This is a genomic window from Paenibacillus caseinilyticus, from assembly GCF_027533645.1.
GTDB lineage: Bacteria > Bacillota > Bacilli > Paenibacillales > NBRC-103111 > Paenibacillus_G > Paenibacillus_G caseinilyticus.
In genome coordinates this window covers 53043-69231 of record NZ_JAQAGY010000026.1, presented here as the reverse complement: position 1 = coordinate 69231, position 16189 = coordinate 53043, and the positions used below count along the sequence as shown (strand labels likewise).

Annotated in this window: 13 protein-coding genes; 2 read left to right on the top strand and 11 right to left on the bottom strand. The window is 61.8% G+C overall.

Going from position 1 to position 16189, the window contains the following annotated elements; all coding sequences use genetic code 11:
- Window positions 1–9: 9 nt before the first annotated feature.
- From O9H32_RS27515 to O9H32_RS27505, 3 genes are read right to left on the bottom strand one after another with little or no spacing between them, the layout of a single operon-like run.
- Window positions 10–2001 (bottom strand): MHYT domain-containing protein, encoded by a 1992-nt coding sequence (locus O9H32_RS27515; RefSeq protein WP_269869319.1) that lies wholly within the window; start codon window positions 1999–2001, stop codon window positions 10–12.
- 30 nt (window positions 2002–2031) lie between these two features.
- Complete coding sequence (locus tag O9H32_RS27510; protein ID WP_269869318.1) at window positions 2032–2730, bottom strand: AIM24 family protein; 699 nt, start codon at window positions 2728–2730, stop codon at window positions 2032–2034.
- 23 nt (window positions 2731–2753) lie between these two features.
- Window positions 2754–3227: a hypothetical protein gene (locus O9H32_RS27505; RefSeq protein WP_269869317.1), complete on the bottom strand. Its 474-nt coding sequence runs from the start codon at window positions 3225–3227 to the stop codon at window positions 2754–2756.
- 692 nt (window positions 3228–3919) lie between these two features.
- Between O9H32_RS27505 and O9H32_RS27500 the strand changes: the two genes are divergently transcribed.
- Window positions 3920–4393, top strand: coding sequence for a ribonuclease H-like YkuK family protein (locus O9H32_RS27500; protein ID WP_269869316.1), 474 nt, complete (start codon window positions 3920–3922; stop codon window positions 4391–4393).
- A gap of 339 nt (window positions 4394–4732) precedes the next feature.
- Window positions 4733–5560, top strand: coding sequence for a carbonic anhydrase (locus tag O9H32_RS27495; RefSeq protein WP_269869315.1), 828 nt, complete (start codon window positions 4733–4735; stop codon window positions 5558–5560).
- Window positions 5561–5812: 252 nt separating this feature from the next.
- Here O9H32_RS27495 and O9H32_RS27490 read toward each other — a convergent pair whose 3' ends face one another.
- The 8 genes from O9H32_RS27490 to O9H32_RS27455 form a co-directional block, all read right to left on the bottom strand.
- Window positions 5813–6658 carry a sugar phosphate isomerase/epimerase family protein gene (locus O9H32_RS27490; protein WP_269869314.1) on the bottom strand — a complete coding sequence of 282 codons (846 nt, stop codon included), beginning with the start codon at window positions 6656–6658 and terminating at the stop codon, window positions 5813–5815.
- 21 nt (window positions 6659–6679) lie between these two features.
- A complete protein-coding gene (locus tag O9H32_RS27485; protein WP_269869313.1) occupies window positions 6680–7564 on the bottom strand; it encodes a sugar phosphate isomerase/epimerase family protein in 885 nt (294 codons plus the stop codon).
- A 120-nt stretch (window positions 7565–7684) separates the two neighbouring features.
- The gene (locus O9H32_RS27480; RefSeq protein WP_269869312.1) at window positions 7685–8743 is read right to left on the bottom strand and encodes a Gfo/Idh/MocA family protein; all 1059 of its coding nucleotides are present in this window, start codon (window positions 8741–8743) and stop codon (window positions 7685–7687) included.
- A gap of 85 nt (window positions 8744–8828) precedes the next feature.
- Entirely contained in the window at window positions 8829–9704 is an 876-nt protein-coding gene (locus tag O9H32_RS27475; RefSeq protein WP_269869311.1) for a carbohydrate ABC transporter permease, read from the bottom strand.
- Between the two features lie 36 nt (window positions 9705–9740).
- The gene (locus O9H32_RS27470; RefSeq protein WP_269869310.1) at window positions 9741–10616 is read right to left on the bottom strand and encodes a carbohydrate ABC transporter permease; all 876 of its coding nucleotides are present in this window, start codon (window positions 10614–10616) and stop codon (window positions 9741–9743) included.
- A 128-nt stretch (window positions 10617–10744) separates the two neighbouring features.
- Window positions 10745–12088, bottom strand: a complete 1344-nt coding sequence (locus tag O9H32_RS27465; RefSeq protein WP_406627392.1) for an extracellular solute-binding protein — start codon at window positions 12086–12088, stop codon at window positions 10745–10747.
- Between the two features lie 129 nt (window positions 12089–12217).
- The gene (locus O9H32_RS27460) at window positions 12218–13777 is read right to left on the bottom strand and encodes a helix-turn-helix domain-containing protein (protein ID WP_269869309.1); all 1560 of its coding nucleotides are present in this window, start codon (window positions 13775–13777) and stop codon (window positions 12218–12220) included.
- On the bottom strand, window positions 13774–15564 hold the full coding sequence (locus tag O9H32_RS27455) for a cache domain-containing sensor histidine kinase (protein WP_269869308.1): 1791 nt from the start codon (window positions 15562–15564) through the stop codon (window positions 13774–13776). The genes O9H32_RS27460 and O9H32_RS27455 overlap by 4 nt, the downstream gene beginning before the upstream one ends.
- Window positions 15565–16189 lie beyond the last annotated feature (625 nt).

The window sequence follows — 16189 nt, the reverse complement described above, 5'->3', positions numbered from 1 at the left end:
CCTTCCCCCTTACCCGCCAAGCTCGACAGCAACGGCGTCAGGGGCTCCTTTCATCGCAACCGTAAAAATGAATTCGGCACCTTGACCCGGCACCGACTCCACGCGGATGGCCCCCCCCATCAGTTCGACGAGCCGCTTCGAAATGGCGAGCCCGAGCCCCGTCCCGCCGTGCTTCCGGGCCGAGGACTCCAGCTGATAGAACGGCTGGAAGAGGTTCGGGAGGGCCTCCTCCGGGATGCCGATCCCCGTATCGCGTACGGCAAAAGCCAGTTCGATGCGATCCCCTTCGCGGCGCTGCCCCCGGACGGCGATCCGGATCCCTCCCCGCTCCGTAAACTTCACGCTATTGCCGATCAGGTTAATCAGAACCTGCCGCAGCCGCCCTTCATCGCCGAGAAGCTGGCGAGGCAGCAGCGGGTCCAGCTCATAGGCGACCTCCAGCCCCCGCTGCTGAAGCTGCGGCAAAAAGAGATCCACCGTCTCCTCCAGGCAGGCGTGCAGGGAGAATTCTTCCTCCTTGAGCGTCACCGTATCGTACTCCATCTTGGAGAAATCGAGTACGCCGTTAATGACCGCAAGCAGCGCGCTTCCGCTCTTGCCTATGATCTTGACGTATTCGCGCGCCTCCCCCTCCAGCTCCGATTCCAGCAGGAGATCGCTCATGCCAAGAATCCCGTTGAGCGGCGTGCGGATCTCATGGCTCATCACCGCGAGGAATTCGCTGTTAAGCCGGGCGGCCCGCTCCGCCTCCATCTTGGCCTGAAGCAGCTGTCGCTCCGCCGCCTTTTGTTCGGTAATATCCTTAGAGATCGTGTAAATGTCTACGATCCGCCCCCCTGACATCATGGGAACAATGGTCGTGCTAAGCTGGATTTTGCGGCCGCTGCGGTGCCTCAGCGTACACTCCACCGTCTGCGGCATCCCCTGCAGCACCCGGCCGAAGCACGCGCGGATCCGGGCCGCATCCCTGCGGTTCAAGAAGGAAACGAACGAGCGGCTGAGAAACAGCTCGCGGTTGTATCCCGTGATCCGTTCGGCAGCAGGATTCACGCGGATCAGATGCCCCTGGGGGTCGAAGAGGCACACCATATCGGGGTTATGCTCGAAGATGGAGTCATACCGCTGCCGGCTCTGTTCCGCGAGGCGCATGGCGAAGCGCCGGTCCAGCATCTGGCTTCCTGAGACGACCAATACGATCAGCAGGGAAGCGGCGCCGACGCACGTGGCGAGTATCACTTCACTGAATCCCGCATCGGGATCGGGCAGCAGCGGTGCCGCCGGGTAAGCGGTAAAAGACGCAGCATGCATCCCCGTATAGTGCATGGCGGCGAGCGCCAGACCGAAGAGCAGCGAAGCCGACGCTCTCCCCCGAAATCCCGGCTGGCTGGGGCCCAGGCTGCGGCACTTCAGCAGCAGGAAGATAGAGGAGAACGAGATAAGGACCGCGATGACACCGGACAGCAGGACAAAGAGCGGATCATAACTAATCCGTGCCGGGATGTTCATGGCTATCATCCCGACATAGTGCATGCCGCCTACGGCAGCGCTCATGAATAATCCCGCCGCCGCTTTCTTCGTCCGCGAAGGCGTGCCGTCGGTCAACACGGACAATCCGGCCAGGACGGCTGCGACGGGCAGCAGCATTGACACGAAAATATAAAGTGCGTTATAGCGAACTTCTATGGGCAACTGCAAAGCGAGCATGCCCACAAAGTGCATGGACCATATCCCCAGGCCCAGCGTCAAAGAACCGAGCGCAATGCGCAGCGCTCTCGAATGGGCCTGTACCTGCCACAGCCGGCAGCAAAGCTCCACCCCACAATAAGAAGTAAACACGGCAATGATAAAGGAGAGGAGAACCAGAGGAAGGCTGTATGTCCCCTGCAGTTGTTCCATGCCATCACCTCGATCTTCGGGCCGTACCTGCCCGGTATCCATATCCCTATAGAATTCGACCGAAGCGGCCGGATTCCTGCCTAATGCGACACTTTTCTTACCCATCGCCTGAAATTCCTGAAGCCGGAAGGCCCTTTACTTGATCCAAATGTTCCCGAAAGGCAGCACTTCGCGCAGCACCCTGCGCAGCAGCGAGTCTCTTCGAAGGGGGCCGCCATGTCCCCCGCCTTCTCCTGCCGGCTGGACCAGTACGCTTCCGGTACCGGTCATCTCCCAGTGGTAATTCATCCGCTGGGAAGCAAGCGTATTCCCGTAGACGCACAGCCGCAGCCTAGCCTCTTCGGGGTAAGCTACCAGGCATCCCGTATCGACGTATACCGGATGCTCCGGATGCAGGGTCAGCTCGCAGAGCGGACCGCTGGAGAGCAGTCCGAGCGTTCCGCCGCCGGAGAACTTCATGCGCACCCAATCCCGGGAGACGAACGCCTCTTGGGTACGCTGCAGCCGGCTCTGCAGCCGGAGTCCCTCGCTGTAGAAGAGCACATGCTCCATGTCGAACAGCAGGGAGCTCTCCGCTTCAAGCTGCAGTGCCTTCAGATAGTGGCCGGGCGGTACGCCCAGCACAAATCGGGCCGGACCCGACAACCGGGACTCGACCCACTGCTTCTTGCGGTACATACCGGCCAGATTCAGGATCCGGTCTTCCCTTCCCTGCGGGGCGCCCTGATAAGCGATAATCCCTCCGGGTCTCAGCACAAGGCAGGCTTCTCCTGCGTCCAGCTGCACGGCCGCCGTCTGTCCCTCGCTTCCCGCCCCGTCCGTCTCGATCCGCATGCGTCCCCCTCCTCTCGCTTTCTTCAGCGGGTACGGCGCCACAGGACGAGCCGGACGACCCGCATGAGCACGAAATACAGCACGACGAAGCCGCCTGCAGCCAGCGCCGTACGAGTGATCTTCCGCCCGCGCTCGGCCTGCGCTTGCTCAGCCGCTTCCAGCTGCCCAATCGCCTCTTCGAGCCTGGCGTTGCGGCCGCGCAGCTCCTCGTTCTCTTCGCGAAGCTGTTCCTGGTTCTCCCGGAACACCCGGATCGTTTCCTCCGAGCGCTTCACCGTCGCATCCAGCTCCTCTTGTGCAGCATCATACTGCTTCTGCAGCTCTTCCACGCGCTCGGGCATGCCGTAGATGTCCTTGACCCGGTCTACAATCCCCGCTTCGGCCGCAGGCCAAGGCAGGAGGAGCGCAAGCAGAACCGCCGCAAGTCCGATCCGCGTCCCTGCAGCCGGGCTCTTCCGTACCCGGTCCCCAGTCTCCCGCTGTTGTCCAGCCGTCATAGCGGCTCCCCTCCTTCACCCCGTCTGCCATCCTAGCAATACGGATTTGATATATTCCTATATTACCCGCATTCTCGACAAAAAGGAACAGGAAGCCTGCTCCAGCGGATCACCGGGCACAGCGCTTCTTGAGAAGCGAGCACCATAGGGATAGGAAAAAGGATAAGAAAAAGCCGCATTTCCCTGAGCGGGAATATGCGGCCTTATAGGTTCAGGCACCTCACGGGATGCCGGTTATTGAATAATATGAAGCCGGGACAGCATACTGAAAGCGGATCCAAACAATCGCATCCAACCCCACATGGACAGCCAAAGAGGTATACTCAGCATCACACCTACAACCAATCCAATAGACAATCTTCCTTCCATGGCGATGCCTCCTTTTTCAACGGGAACCCGCTGATTAGCCTGTTTCCATTATATGATGAAAGCGCTCTATTTATCCACTGATTTTTCTGAATTTTTAAATTTTTGTAATGATCGTACAAAACCGATTGTGACTTTCTTGTAAAAGTGATGAAATTCACATTTCGGAAATTTAAACTATTTTAATGCGTTATGGCGTAAACTAGAATATAACGGCGGCGTTCCCAGGGATCGTCCGCCTGCCCTCCTTCGGCTTCTTCAGGAACCGATGCAGGATCATGCCTTGGAAAAGCGGTAACACTCAACCGGAAGGGAGCTTGGTTACGATGATGTTTATCAGCCCTACGAAAGGTTCCGTCACCATGGAAGAGATGATCGGTCAGCTGCATGAGTATGTCAAGGAAGATACAGAAGCGAACTATAAGGTCATCATCGGCACGGACTCCCATACGACGCGGCGCGTGACTACGCTGGTAACAGCGGTCATCATCCACCGTCTCGGCAAGGGGGCCCGTTTTTTCTACCGCAAAAAGAGCTCACGCCCGCTGCATGACCTCCGTACGCGGATCTACAAGGAGACCGAGCTCAGCCTGGAGCTCGTAGATATTCTCAACCGCGCGGGCATGAGCGACTTGCTGGCGGATTGGCCTCTGGAGATCCATATCGACATCGGCCAGCAGGGAGACACGAAGGTGTTGATTCAGGAGATCTGCGGCTGGGTGACTTCGGTCGGGTACGAAGCGCGGATCAAGCCGATGTCCTTCGGCGCGAGCGCGGTGGCCGACCGGTTCGCCGAATAGCCCGCTCCCCTCCGAAGGGAGCGTCTCCCCCGTTGCTGCGGCAGGAGATGTTTATTGTAATAAGTAAGAGCGACGAAGAACCGCCTTCCCGGCGATGTTTGCACGGGAAGGCGGTTCTTCGTGCCGCCCTCCTGCTATCGGCGGGCGGATCCTTCGGCAGGGGAACCCGCCAGGCCGGAGAATGGGCTGGCTTGTAACCGAATGTTCACACTCTTAAGCGTTTACGGTGTGGTAATGTTGTATCACCTAAATGTTTAGTATTAATGTATTTATTGGTAATTTGATCAGTAGTAATCTATTAAGGGCGCGAGTTGTTCCGCCTGCTAAGGAGAGATGTTCATGCTGCCTACCAAATGGCTTCCCGTTCTGCTGTCCGCTTCCCTTGCCCTCACGCTTGGAGCGTGCAGCGCCAAAACGGCCGCCCCTGCCGAAACACCGAAAGCCGGGACACCGCAGACGCAGACCCCTCCGGCCGCGCATCCCGCCCATTGGTCCTACAGCGGCGAGAGCGGGCCGGCGGATTGGGCGAAGCTCGACCAGACCTTCGCCGCCTGTGCGAACGGCACGGAACAGTCGCCGGTCGATATCGAGCTGTCGCATACCAAGGTGGATAAAACCGCAGTCAACGTACAGCTGCATTATCAGCCCTCCGCTTTCACGCTGATGAATAACGGGCACACCATCCAGGCCAATGAGGCCTCCGGCAGCGATACGATCACCGTCGACGGTACGGAGTACAAGCTGGCGCAGATGCACTTCCACCGGCCGAGCGAGAATGAGATCGACGGCCAATCCTTCGCCATGGAGGGTCACCTCGTCCATAAGAACAAGGAGGGCGGGCTTGCCGTTGTCGGCTTCCTCATGAAAGCCGGCAAAGAGAACAAGCAGCTGGCAGAGATGTGGTCGAAGCTGCCTAAGCAGGAGACAAAGGAAGACGTCAAGCTCGAGCAGCCTGTAGACTTGCCGGCCCTGCTGCCTGCGTCCGCCCACGCTTTCCGTTACGAGGGCTCCCTGACGACGCCCCCCTGCTCCGAGCATGTGAAGTGGATCGTACTGGCCGATCCGGTCGAGGTCTCCCAGGAACAGATCGATGCGTTCGCAGCGATCTTCCCGGATAACCACCGTCCGGTGCAGCCGCTGAACCAGCGCACGGTCGTGAGCAACTAACGCTACGAGGCTGCCGCGTGCCGAGGCTGCCTATTTTTCCACCGTAAACCAAACAACCCTCCGGTTCGCCACCATGTCGTGGTTCTCCGGAGGGTTGTTTGGTTGGGGGGAGGTGCTGCGTTCCCTGTATCACCGAGTCCCCCTGCGGGGTACAGGAACGCAGGACACCAAGAGAACAGGCAGCGGCGCATGCAGAATCGCAGTACCCGATGGGTGACCGGGCGGACGCCTCATTCTCCGGCGTCCCAAGCTTTACGCCGGCAGACTGCGCAGAATGCGCGCCAGGTTCGAGATCGAGCCGGCGGCGCCGTGCTTCTGCTCGTCGTCGCCCTCGTATTCGACCGTCAGCCAGCCGTTGTAGCCGTCCTGGTGAAGACGGCCTATCAGCCCCTGCAGGTCGATCGTACCTTCGCCGGCTATACGGCCTGCGAAGCGTTCGCCCGTCAGGCCGGTATAGGCACGGCCTTCGTAGCTACCGTCCACCGGGACGAAATCCTTGAAGTGAACGTGCTCCACCTGCGGGCTGAGGGCCTCGAGGGCGGCCGACGGGTCCTCGCCGACGAGCAGGAAGTTCCCGGTGTCGAACGTGCTGCGCAGATAGGGCGAACCGACTTCGTCCAGAATCGCCTGCACCTGCGCGGCTTTGCCCGCGAAGATGCCGTGATTCTCGAGACAGAGGACGATGCCCTTCTCGGCGGCGGCCGCAGCCGCTTCACGCAGCCCCTCGACGATCCACGATTTCACTTCGTCGAACGCGTAACCGTCCGGAGGCCGGTCGCCCGCGAATACCCGGACGATCCGGGCGCCGAACGCTTCCGCGAGGTTCACCGCGGAGAGAATCTCCGCTACTTCCTCCCGGCGGCGCTGCGGATCCGGATGCGAGAAGTTGTTCGAAGCGCCTACGGCCGCCACCTGCATCCGGTGCTCCGTCAAGGCCCCCCGGACCTCCTCCAGCTCCTCGGGCTTCCAGAAATACGTCAGCAGCTCCACGCCCGCCGCTTCGGTCTCCTGCGCCGCAAACTTAATGAAATCCGCGTTGGTCCACTGTCCGTTCTCAAGGTATCCATGGCAGCTCCATATGCTCAGTGCAATCTTCATCTCCGCCGCTCTCCCCTCTTCTTACCGGTAGCCCCGGATGAACTCGACCGCCCGCCGGATGTCGGCTTCCGGCTGTGAGCCTACTTCCCGCTCGATCGTCAGGTACCCCCGGTACCCGATCTCCTGTAATGCTGCAAAATAAGCATCGAACGGCACACGGCCTTCCCCGAGCGGAACTTCCCGGAAGAATTCGCCGGAGGCTACCATCTCCGCAATCTTCTCATGTTCCATCCCCTCATACCCGAGGGCGCCATAGACTTGACGGGGATCTACCTCGCGGTAACGGATGCCATCCTTGACATGCGTATGCACGATATAATCCTTGAGCAGGCGCACGCCCTGCACCGGGTCGTCCCCCGTGACCATCACCATGTTCGCCGGATCAAAGTTAACCGATACCCCCTTGGTGCTCATCGTATCGAGGAACGCCTTCAGGTGCGCCGCCGGCTCCGGACCGGTCTCAATGGCAAAATAGGCCCCGCAACCCGCCGCATACTGCCCAAGTTCCTCGCAGGCCGACTGCATGCTGTGATATACGGCCCCGTCCTTCTCGTCGTGAGGCACGATCCCGATATGCGTCGTGACCACATTCACGCCGAGGTCGAGCGCCAGATCGAGAATCCGCTTCGACTTCTCCACCTTCGCGGGATTCGCGGCCCCGTCCTGGAAGCCATGTCCGGCGAGGTCGCCGCAGAGCGCCGAGATCTCCAGCCCGAGCGAAGCGATATAGCTCTTCAGCTCACGGCGGGCTTCCGGCGGGAGGTTCGCCGGGTCCATCTCCCCGCTGACCGCGTAGATCTGGACGCCCTCGGCTCCCACCTCGCGCGCTTTCTTCAGTCCCTCTCTCACGCCGACGCCGAAGCTGTCGACAATCACGCCGATCTTATTCGTAAGCCTGCCCGTCACCGAAGCCGCCTCCTTCTGCCCCTGACCGGGGAATGAATTCTGCTACCTGTTTTGTGCCGAATTAGAATGGGAATGAGAATGAGAACCTATATGATGCGAAAATGCGAAGGCTGTTTCGACTTAGAAGCGGACTTCGCGGCCCTGCGCCGCCGACTCGTAGATCGCGCTGACGATCTTCGTGAGCTCGACACCGTCTTCCACCGGCGCGATCAGCTCCGCCCGGCCGAGGCAGCACTCCACGAAATAATCGATCTCGCTGCGGAAGCCGCCCATGAAGTCGAAGGTCGATTCGTCGATCTGCGGCGTCGCGTTCAAGATCGTATTGTGCTTCTCGGTGACGATGCAGAGCTGCGGCTCCACCTCAGCCCCTCCTTGGTCCCCGAACAGCTTCACCGTCACCTCATCCTGCTTCGCATGCAGGGTGAACGATACGTCGACCATAAGCGACGCCCCGTTCTCGAAGCGGATCAAAGCATTGGCCATGTCTTCGACCGTATTCAGCGCCGCATCGTAATCCGCCGCCTGGTAGAAACTGAGGTTCTCGACATTCGAACGGTTGCCAAGCTTCGTGTAGACGTTCCCGGTCACCGACTGCACCTTCGGACGGCCCATGAGGTACCAGCACAGGTCGATCACATGCACGCCGATGTCGAGCAGCGGCCCGCCGCCCGAGCGTCCGCGATCCGCGAACCAGCCGCCGGGGTTGCCGAGACGCCGCAGATAGGATGCCTTGGCGTAATAGATCTCGCCGAGATCCCCTGCGTCGATGAAGCGCCGCAGCACCTTGGCGTTCGTGCCGTACCGCCGGACGAAGCCGACCTGCAGCAGCTTCCCTGTGCGCCGGACGGCCGCCTCCACTTCGAGCGCCTTGTCGACACTCGTGCAGAGCGGCTTCTCGCAGAGCACATGCTTGCCAGCTTCGAGCGCCGCAATGGAGATCTCGCCGTGCGTGTCGTTCCATGTACAGATGCTGACCGCGTCGATCTCCGGGTCAGCCAGCAGATCGCGGTACCCCGTATAGACGCGCCTTGCTCCGAAGCGGTCGGCGGCCGCCCTGGCCCGCTCCCCGTTCTTGTCGCACACCGCCGCCAGTTCCACATGCTTGTTCTGCGCATAGGCGCTTAAGTGCGCTTCGGAGATGGAGCCTGCTCCGATCACGCCGATTCGTAATTTGCCCACAGCCGATCTCCCCTTTCCCCTGTAGACTACCACAATCCGCAGGGGCTGTTAATTGCAAATAAGTATCCCTGTCCCGTGTCGAAATTTACCCCTTGACCGCTCCGGCCGTCATCCCTTTCATGATCTGTTCCTGGAACAGGAGGAAGGCGATGATCGTCGGCAGCACGGCGATGGAGAGCGCCGCCATCGTCAGCTTGTAGTCTGTCGAATAGCCCGTGGCGAACACCGAGAGGCTCAGCGGCACCGTCTTCAGCGCCGGCTTCGAGATGAAGACGAGCGCGAAGGCAAAGTCGTTCCAGAACCGCAGGAACCCGAGAATGGCAACCGTCGACAAAGCCGGCAGCGACAGGGGCAGCATCATCCGGAAGAAGATGCCCCAGTAGCCCGTTCCGTCGATCAGGGCCGCCTCTTCGATCTCCTTCGGGATCGAGGTCAGGAACGCGGCGATGACGAAGACGGCGAGCGGCAGCTCGAAGGCCGCATACGGCAGCACCAGCGCGGCATAGGTGTCGAGCAGATGCGTTTTTTTCATGAGAATGAACAGCGGCACAAGCGTGCTGTGGACCGGAATGAGCATGCCGAGCAGGAACAACCCCATCCAGAAGCCCTTCAGGCGGAACTCGAACCGGGCCAGCGCGAAGGCGGCCAATGCGCCGAACACCAGCGTCAGCACCAGGGAGAGCACCGTAACGATAAGGGAGTTCACGATCGAAGTCCCCATGGCCGACACTTCCCAGGCTCTTCCAAAGTTGTCGAACGACCACTGCAGCGGCATGCCGAACGGCCTCGAGAAGAATTCATCGTTCGACTTGAAAGCGCTGAGGAACAGCCAGACCAGCGGATACAAGGTAACCAGGGCATACAGCGTGAGCGCCAGCCGGATCGCCAGCCTCCCGATACCCCGCCGCACAGCCGGCCCCCGGCCCGCCGCCTTGCTCCCGAGAGAGAGTGAGCCTTCCATGATAACGCGCTCCTTTCCTTCGCGGTTACATCGCCATTAACGGTAATCCCGCTTCATGAGATACTGGCTGCCGGCAATCAGCGCCAGACTGAGAATGATAATAGCCGTCGACACGGCGCTGCCGTAGCCGAAGCGGAACACATTGAACGTGTTGTTGTACATATAGGAGGCGAGCAGCTCTGTCGAATGCGCCGGGCCCCCGCCTGTCATGACATAGATAAGGTCGAACGCCTTAAGACTCCCGGAGATACAGAGCACGACGGCCACCTTCACCGTGTCCCAGATCATCGGCAGCTTGACCGAGAACAGCTTTCGGGCTGGTCCGACACCATCAATCCGCGCGGCATCGTCAATTTCCGGGGAAATATTTTGGAGCGCTGCAATGAACATGAGCATATAAGGACCGATGTAATTCCAGATAATCGGCACCATCAGCGAATACATCGACACCTTCGGGTCCGAGAGCCACTGCATCTTCCATTCCCCGAGCCCTGCCTTGTCGAGCAGAAAATTCAGAATGCCGATCTGCGGATGGTAGATGTAGCCCCAGATGATGCCGATGACAACAGACGAGAGCACCATCGGCATGAACACCGATGCGCGTATGAAGCGCTGGAACAAGGTCGACTTCGTCAGCACGAGGGCCAGCAGCAGCGCGACCGGAATCTGGCCGAAGACGGAGGCGGCGACGATCAGCATATTGTTCTTGAACGCGAGCCAGAAGATCTCATCCTTCAGCACTTCCGCGTAATTGTCGAATCCGATGAACTTCGCCGCCCCAATCCCCTTCCAGTCAAAAAATCCGTAATAGGCGGACCAGAAGACCGGCACGATGACGAAGAAAGAGAACAAAAGGACAGCGGGAAACAGGGCCAGCGTGATAAATCCCCGGGCCCGCACGGCTGCGGTCATGCGCAAAACCTCCTTGATATGGGAATGGCGGCAGGAAGGGCTCCCAGCGCCCCGGCCGGCTCCTCCCCGGGAACCGGCTGCGAAGCGCTCACCCCTCCCCACGCCGGGCAGCGAACCGGGCAGCGCCTCTACTTGCCTGCGGACTTCGCCTGCGCGTCCTGGATTTTCTTCGCTACATCCTCCGGCTTCGCACCCATGAGCAGCTCTTGCAGCCCGTTGTTGACGACATCCGCCGCAGCCGAGCTCAGTCTGCCGTCATAGACCGGCGTGCGCTCCACCTTGCCGACGAGTTCATACGCCTTGGCGAACAGGGACGACACCTTGCTCTTGTCGAGCTCGGCCTTGTAGCTCACGAGCTGGTTGCTCTCGAGCGTCGCCTTCTGCGCTTCCGGACCGCTCATCGCATAGATGAGCTGGTAGGCCGCATCCTTGCGCGCCCCTTCGACCTTCTTGCTGAGGCCCAGGCCCGTGCCCACCACGCCGGACAGCGAGTTCGGATCGCCCTTGCCTCCAGGCACGGACGGCAGCACCGTCACGTCCATCGCATCCAGCGCTTCCTTGGAAGCATTCGCTGCCAGGGAGCTCAGCGCCCAGCCGCCGTCGATCATCATCGCCGCTTTGCCCTGGGCGAACATCTGCTCCATCTGCGTGTTGTCGATGGAGTTGAAGCCGTCTTGGAAGGCGCCCGCCTTACCCAATCCCTGCAGATAAGTCAGCGCCTGCACGAATTGGGGATCGGTGAACTTCGCGCCGTCCTGCGCGGCCGCCTTCAGGAACCATTCCGTCCCCGTCACCCGGTCGGCGAGCGAGCTGAGGATCGACGACTGCGCCAGCCAGGCCGCTTTGTTGCCGAGCGCGATCGGAGTCACCTTGTCTTTCTTGAAGGTGTCGACCAGCGCCAGCAGCTCCTCCCAAGTCTTCGGCGGCTGAACGCCGTACTTGTCGAAGATGGCGCGGTTGTAGTACAGAATCGAGGTCGGCGACAGGCCCATCGGGGCACTGTAGATTCTGCCGTCGATCGTGAAGTCGTCGAAGGAGCCCGGCAGGAAGCCCTTCTTCCAATCCGCCTTGCTCTCCAGCAGCCCGTCGATCGGCTGCAGCAGATCTCCTCCGGCGAACTCCTTGGTCATCACGCCGGGCCACATCATGAACACATCCGGCATCTCGTTGGCTGCCGCCACCGTCTTCAGGCGTGCCCGGTACCCGTCGGGCGGAATGCTCTGGATGTCGAGCTCGATCTCCGGATGGTCCGCCTTGAACTTGTCCATGATGCCCCGCATCGTCTTCGCCCGCAGATCGTCGCCGGTGAAGTTATGCCACAGGGACAGCTTCACCTTATCGCCCGCCTTGGCCCCATCGGTGCCTGCCGAACCGGCGCTCTCGCCGCTTCCCCCGCAGCCTGCCAGCAGCGACACAAGCAGCGCCGCCGGAATCGCTTTGGACCAGCCTTTCTTCTGAACCGCTTCCAACATGTTCAGCCCCTCCTCTTGGTAAGTACCGCCAGATGTTATCGTTCGTTCTTCCTTCAGTATAGGGGAGGGCCGCCGGACGGGGTACGGGAGAAACCCCGGAACCATAGGGGGGAAAACCCGGGCAATGGATCATAGGCCTTCCCGGATCGACTGCCGGTACTCCGACGGGGTAGCCCCTGTATGCTTCTTGAACAGCTGGCCGAAGTGCTTGATATCCTCGTAGCCCACACGCTGGGCCACTTCGCTGATCTTCGCCTGCGATTCCCGCAGCAGGGCGGCCGCCCTGCGCATCCGCTCCCCCGTCACGAACTCGAGATAGTTCTGTCCCGTCTCCCGCTTGAACACTTCCCCGAAGTGGCTCGGGCTCAGATGCACGACGGCAGCCACCTGCTGAAGACAGAGGCCCGGATCGTGAAGGTGGTCCCGGATATAGGCGGCCGCCTTCGGAATATACCCGCCCCGGCTCTCCGAGAGCGACTCGTGGAACCGCGCCATGACCGCAGCCAGCCGCCGGAACACCTCTTCCTCCGCCTGGCCGCCGGCTTCCGGCAGCGGGGCGTACTCGGGCGCGGCAGTGCCGCCCAGCTCCCGCTCCAGCCAGCGGTGCCCGGAGAGCACCAGCGAGTGCAGGAACGCCTGCAGCGACTGCGGGGTGGCCGCCGGGTGGTCGAGCTCGGCCCGCACGACCCGGCTGACGAAGCGGCGCAGCCCGGTCGTCCCGCCCCGGGCCAGGAGCGCCGCCAGCTCCGCCTCTTCCGCCTGCGAGCAGACCGTGCGCGAGCCTGTGCGGCCGAGCAGGTGCGCCGGCGTGAAGAGCCCCTGCCCGCCGAGCAGCTCGCGGAAGGCCAGCACGCGCTCTGCTTCCCGGCACGAGGCGGGCAGGCCCGCGGGGCTTGCCGCCGGGCTCCCGAGCGCGGCGAAGACGGTGCACTTCAGCGTCGCGGCGAGCCGCTCCAAGGCCCGGGCCGGGCTAGTGCCGCAGGCGCCAGGGTCCGCGGGCAGGATCACGGCGACGCGGTCTGCCTGCAGCAGCGTCACGCAGGGCAGCAGCTCATAGAGAATGTTCTCCGCCGCACCCAGCAGCAGCCCGGCGAACGGTCCGTCGCCCCAGCCCGCGGCCTGCACCAGCATGACCTGCAGGGCGGCTGTCTGCCCGTCCGGGCCGCAGAGGCCGCTCTGCAGGAACCAAGTCCGCAGGTCCTCGGGCAGCTCGCCCTTCCCCGCGCCCGGGTCCGGGCCCTGTGCCAGCAGGCGCTCCATGAGCTGGCGGCGCATAGCGGCCGACTGCAGCGACTCGCGCCGCCGGGCCTCCCACTTCTCGAGCACGCGCTGCTTGGCCTTGGCCGCCGCCCGCAGGATCTCCTCGGGGCGGCTCGTCTTCAGCAGATAGTCCGATACGCCTTCGCGCAGCGCCTCCCGGGCATAGCCGAAGTCGTCGTAGCCCGTGAGGATGATCGTCTGCGTATCGGGCAGCAGCGCCCGCACCCGGCCTGCCAGCTCGATCCCGTCCATGCCGCTCATCCGGATATCGGTGAGAATCACGTGCGGCTTCTCCTCCGGGATGCGCGCCATCGCCTCCTCGGCGGAAGAGGCCGGCGGCAGGAGCGTCAGGCCGATCTCCGTCCAGTCGATGACGGTGCTGAGCCCCCGGCGGATAATATCTTCGTCGTCCACGATCATGAGCTTCATGCGAATGCCTCCCCTATCGGTATGGTGAAAGTGATGCGCGTCCCCCGCTGCGCTCCGCTGTCGATGCCGAGCCCCGCGTTACTGCCGTAGTGCAGGAGCAGCCGCTGCTGCACGTTGCGCAGGCCGTAGCCGCTCGTCTTCTTGGCATGGGGGGCGGGGGCCGGCGCATAAGAGCCGCCCCGTGCATCCCTTCCGGATAGCTCGCTGCGCAGCTCCCGCAGACGTTCCTCCGTCATCCCCGCCCCGGTATCCTCCACCGCAAAAGCGACAGCCTCCCCCTGCCGCTGGGCGTGAATGTAGATCGCCCCCGGCCGGCCCAGCTTCTGAATCCCGTGCACGAGCGCATTCTCGATAAGCGGCTGCAGGAGCAGCTTCAGCACCGGCAGTCCCGTCAGCGAAGGATCGATATAGAATTCGATCTCGAATTGGCCCGGGAAGCGGATCGCCTGGATATAGGCATAATTGCGCGCGTGCTCCACCTCTTGCTGCAGCGGACAGTACTCTTCTCCCCCATTGAGGGAGAACCGCAGGAAATCGCTGAGCGCCCCTACCATCTCCGAGGTCTGCCGGTCCTTGTTCATGAGGGCGATCCAGTGAATCGACGAGAGCGTGTTATACAGAAAATGGGGGTGAATCTGCGCCTGCAGCGCGAGCAGGTCCGCCTCTTTCTTCTTGGCTTCATCCCGCTGCACCTGTTCCTTCAGCCGCTGGATGCGGTCGCTGAGCTTGTTGTAGCTGTGGAGCAGGAGACCCACCTCATCGCTGCTCTTCACCGCAAAAGGCGGGATCGGCTCGTCCGGGTTCAGATCCTTCAGCGTCTGCGTCAACCGGGTCAAGGGCCTCGTGACCCGCCCCGTGAAGATCAGCACGAGTCCGGCCGCCAGCAGCAGACCGAGCAGGGTCGCGCCCGCCGTGACCGCCAGAATATAACCGCTCTGCGCCGTATAAATGTTCGTCGGCAGGAAGCCGACCAGCTTCCAGCCGATCCCCGGCAGCGTGTGGTAGAGCACGGTCTGCCGCCCTTCCCCTTCGCCATAGTGGGAGATCCCGCTCTCTCCGGCCAGGGGACCGATCCCCGGATACAGACCGGCGACCGGGCGGTTCAGCCAGCCTGGATCGCGGGAGGAGAGCACCTGCCCCTGCTCATCCAGGAGCAGGACGAGCCCCTTCGCCTCCCAGCCGGAGTCGGTGAGATACTTGCCGATCTCGGCCTCGTCCACGGCGATGGACAGCGTGCCGAGCGTACGGAAATCATTGAAGCTGCGGACCGGCCGCACCAGCGAGAAGACCCGCTTCGTTCCTTCGGTCGTGCGGTTCTCGTAGATCGGCGACCACCAGCGCACGCTGCGGCGGTACGCCTCCCGGTGCTCCTGCAGCACCTCGGGCAGGCCGGACTTCAGCTTGGTCGTTGTGGTCAGGGGAGGCGTCCCCGCTTCGGGCTCGATCGTAATGTCGGCGATGTATTTTTTGGAGAACGCCAAGTTCGTCAGGAACCCGATATGGAGCGAATAGCGCGAGATGTCCTCCTCTTCGTCGCCCAGGTACTGCTGGATATCCTTCTGTCCGATGAGGAACAGCGACATGTTCTCGGCATCCTGCACCACGAACTCCAGCTTGCCGGCGATCTGCCGCAGGGTGTTCATCCCGGCCTCCTTCGCCTTCTCCTCGGCGACGTTCGCCGCGATCCGGTAGGAGACGGCGCCCGTGGACAGCAGCGGAACCAGAATAGCAAGGAGCAGAAGAATCGTTAGTTTGCGCTTAAGGGATTTGGCGAGCCAGCGTTTCATGCGAGTAGTTCACCCCGTTGAATGATATGGTCGTTAAGGAAGCCGCCGGGAGGCAGAGCTTTGGGAAAATTGGAATAAGGCAAACGGGCAGGCCGGCGGACCGGGATCAGGCGGGGAAATACGGAGGTAAGAGCAGTATGAGAAGCAAGAGCGGACCGGACAGGGTGCCGGGCGCACTTCATCCGGTCTTTCGGAAGGCGCAAGGGGAACCGGGAGCGGTACGGCAAGAGAGAGAACGGCGCGGCATGGGGAGTGCGGTGCCCATGCGCCCTATCCACCGTATCGCGTTAGCTTCCGCAGATGCTTGGACTGGAGGAAGCCCTCAGCGAGGGGGACCGGGCGCAAGGAGCGCTCCATCAAGAGCGCTGTCTTCCGTGCCCGTGAAGCCAAGCGGAGGCTGGAAGGCAGACGCGGGCGCAGCATGTGCCTCTCCCGGCGCGCGTTGCTTGGCTGTACGCCGGCGGCTTAGCTGCGTCTACCATGATCAAACTGGCCAAGGGAGACGGAATCACAGGTTCCACCCGTGGCTAAGCTCCCGTCTAGAGCGGTCCTCCCCTGAGTTGTAAGGGCTTCCCATTCCGTCCGGCTTGTTGTTTTTTATACTAGCATACCTGCATTACCGCCA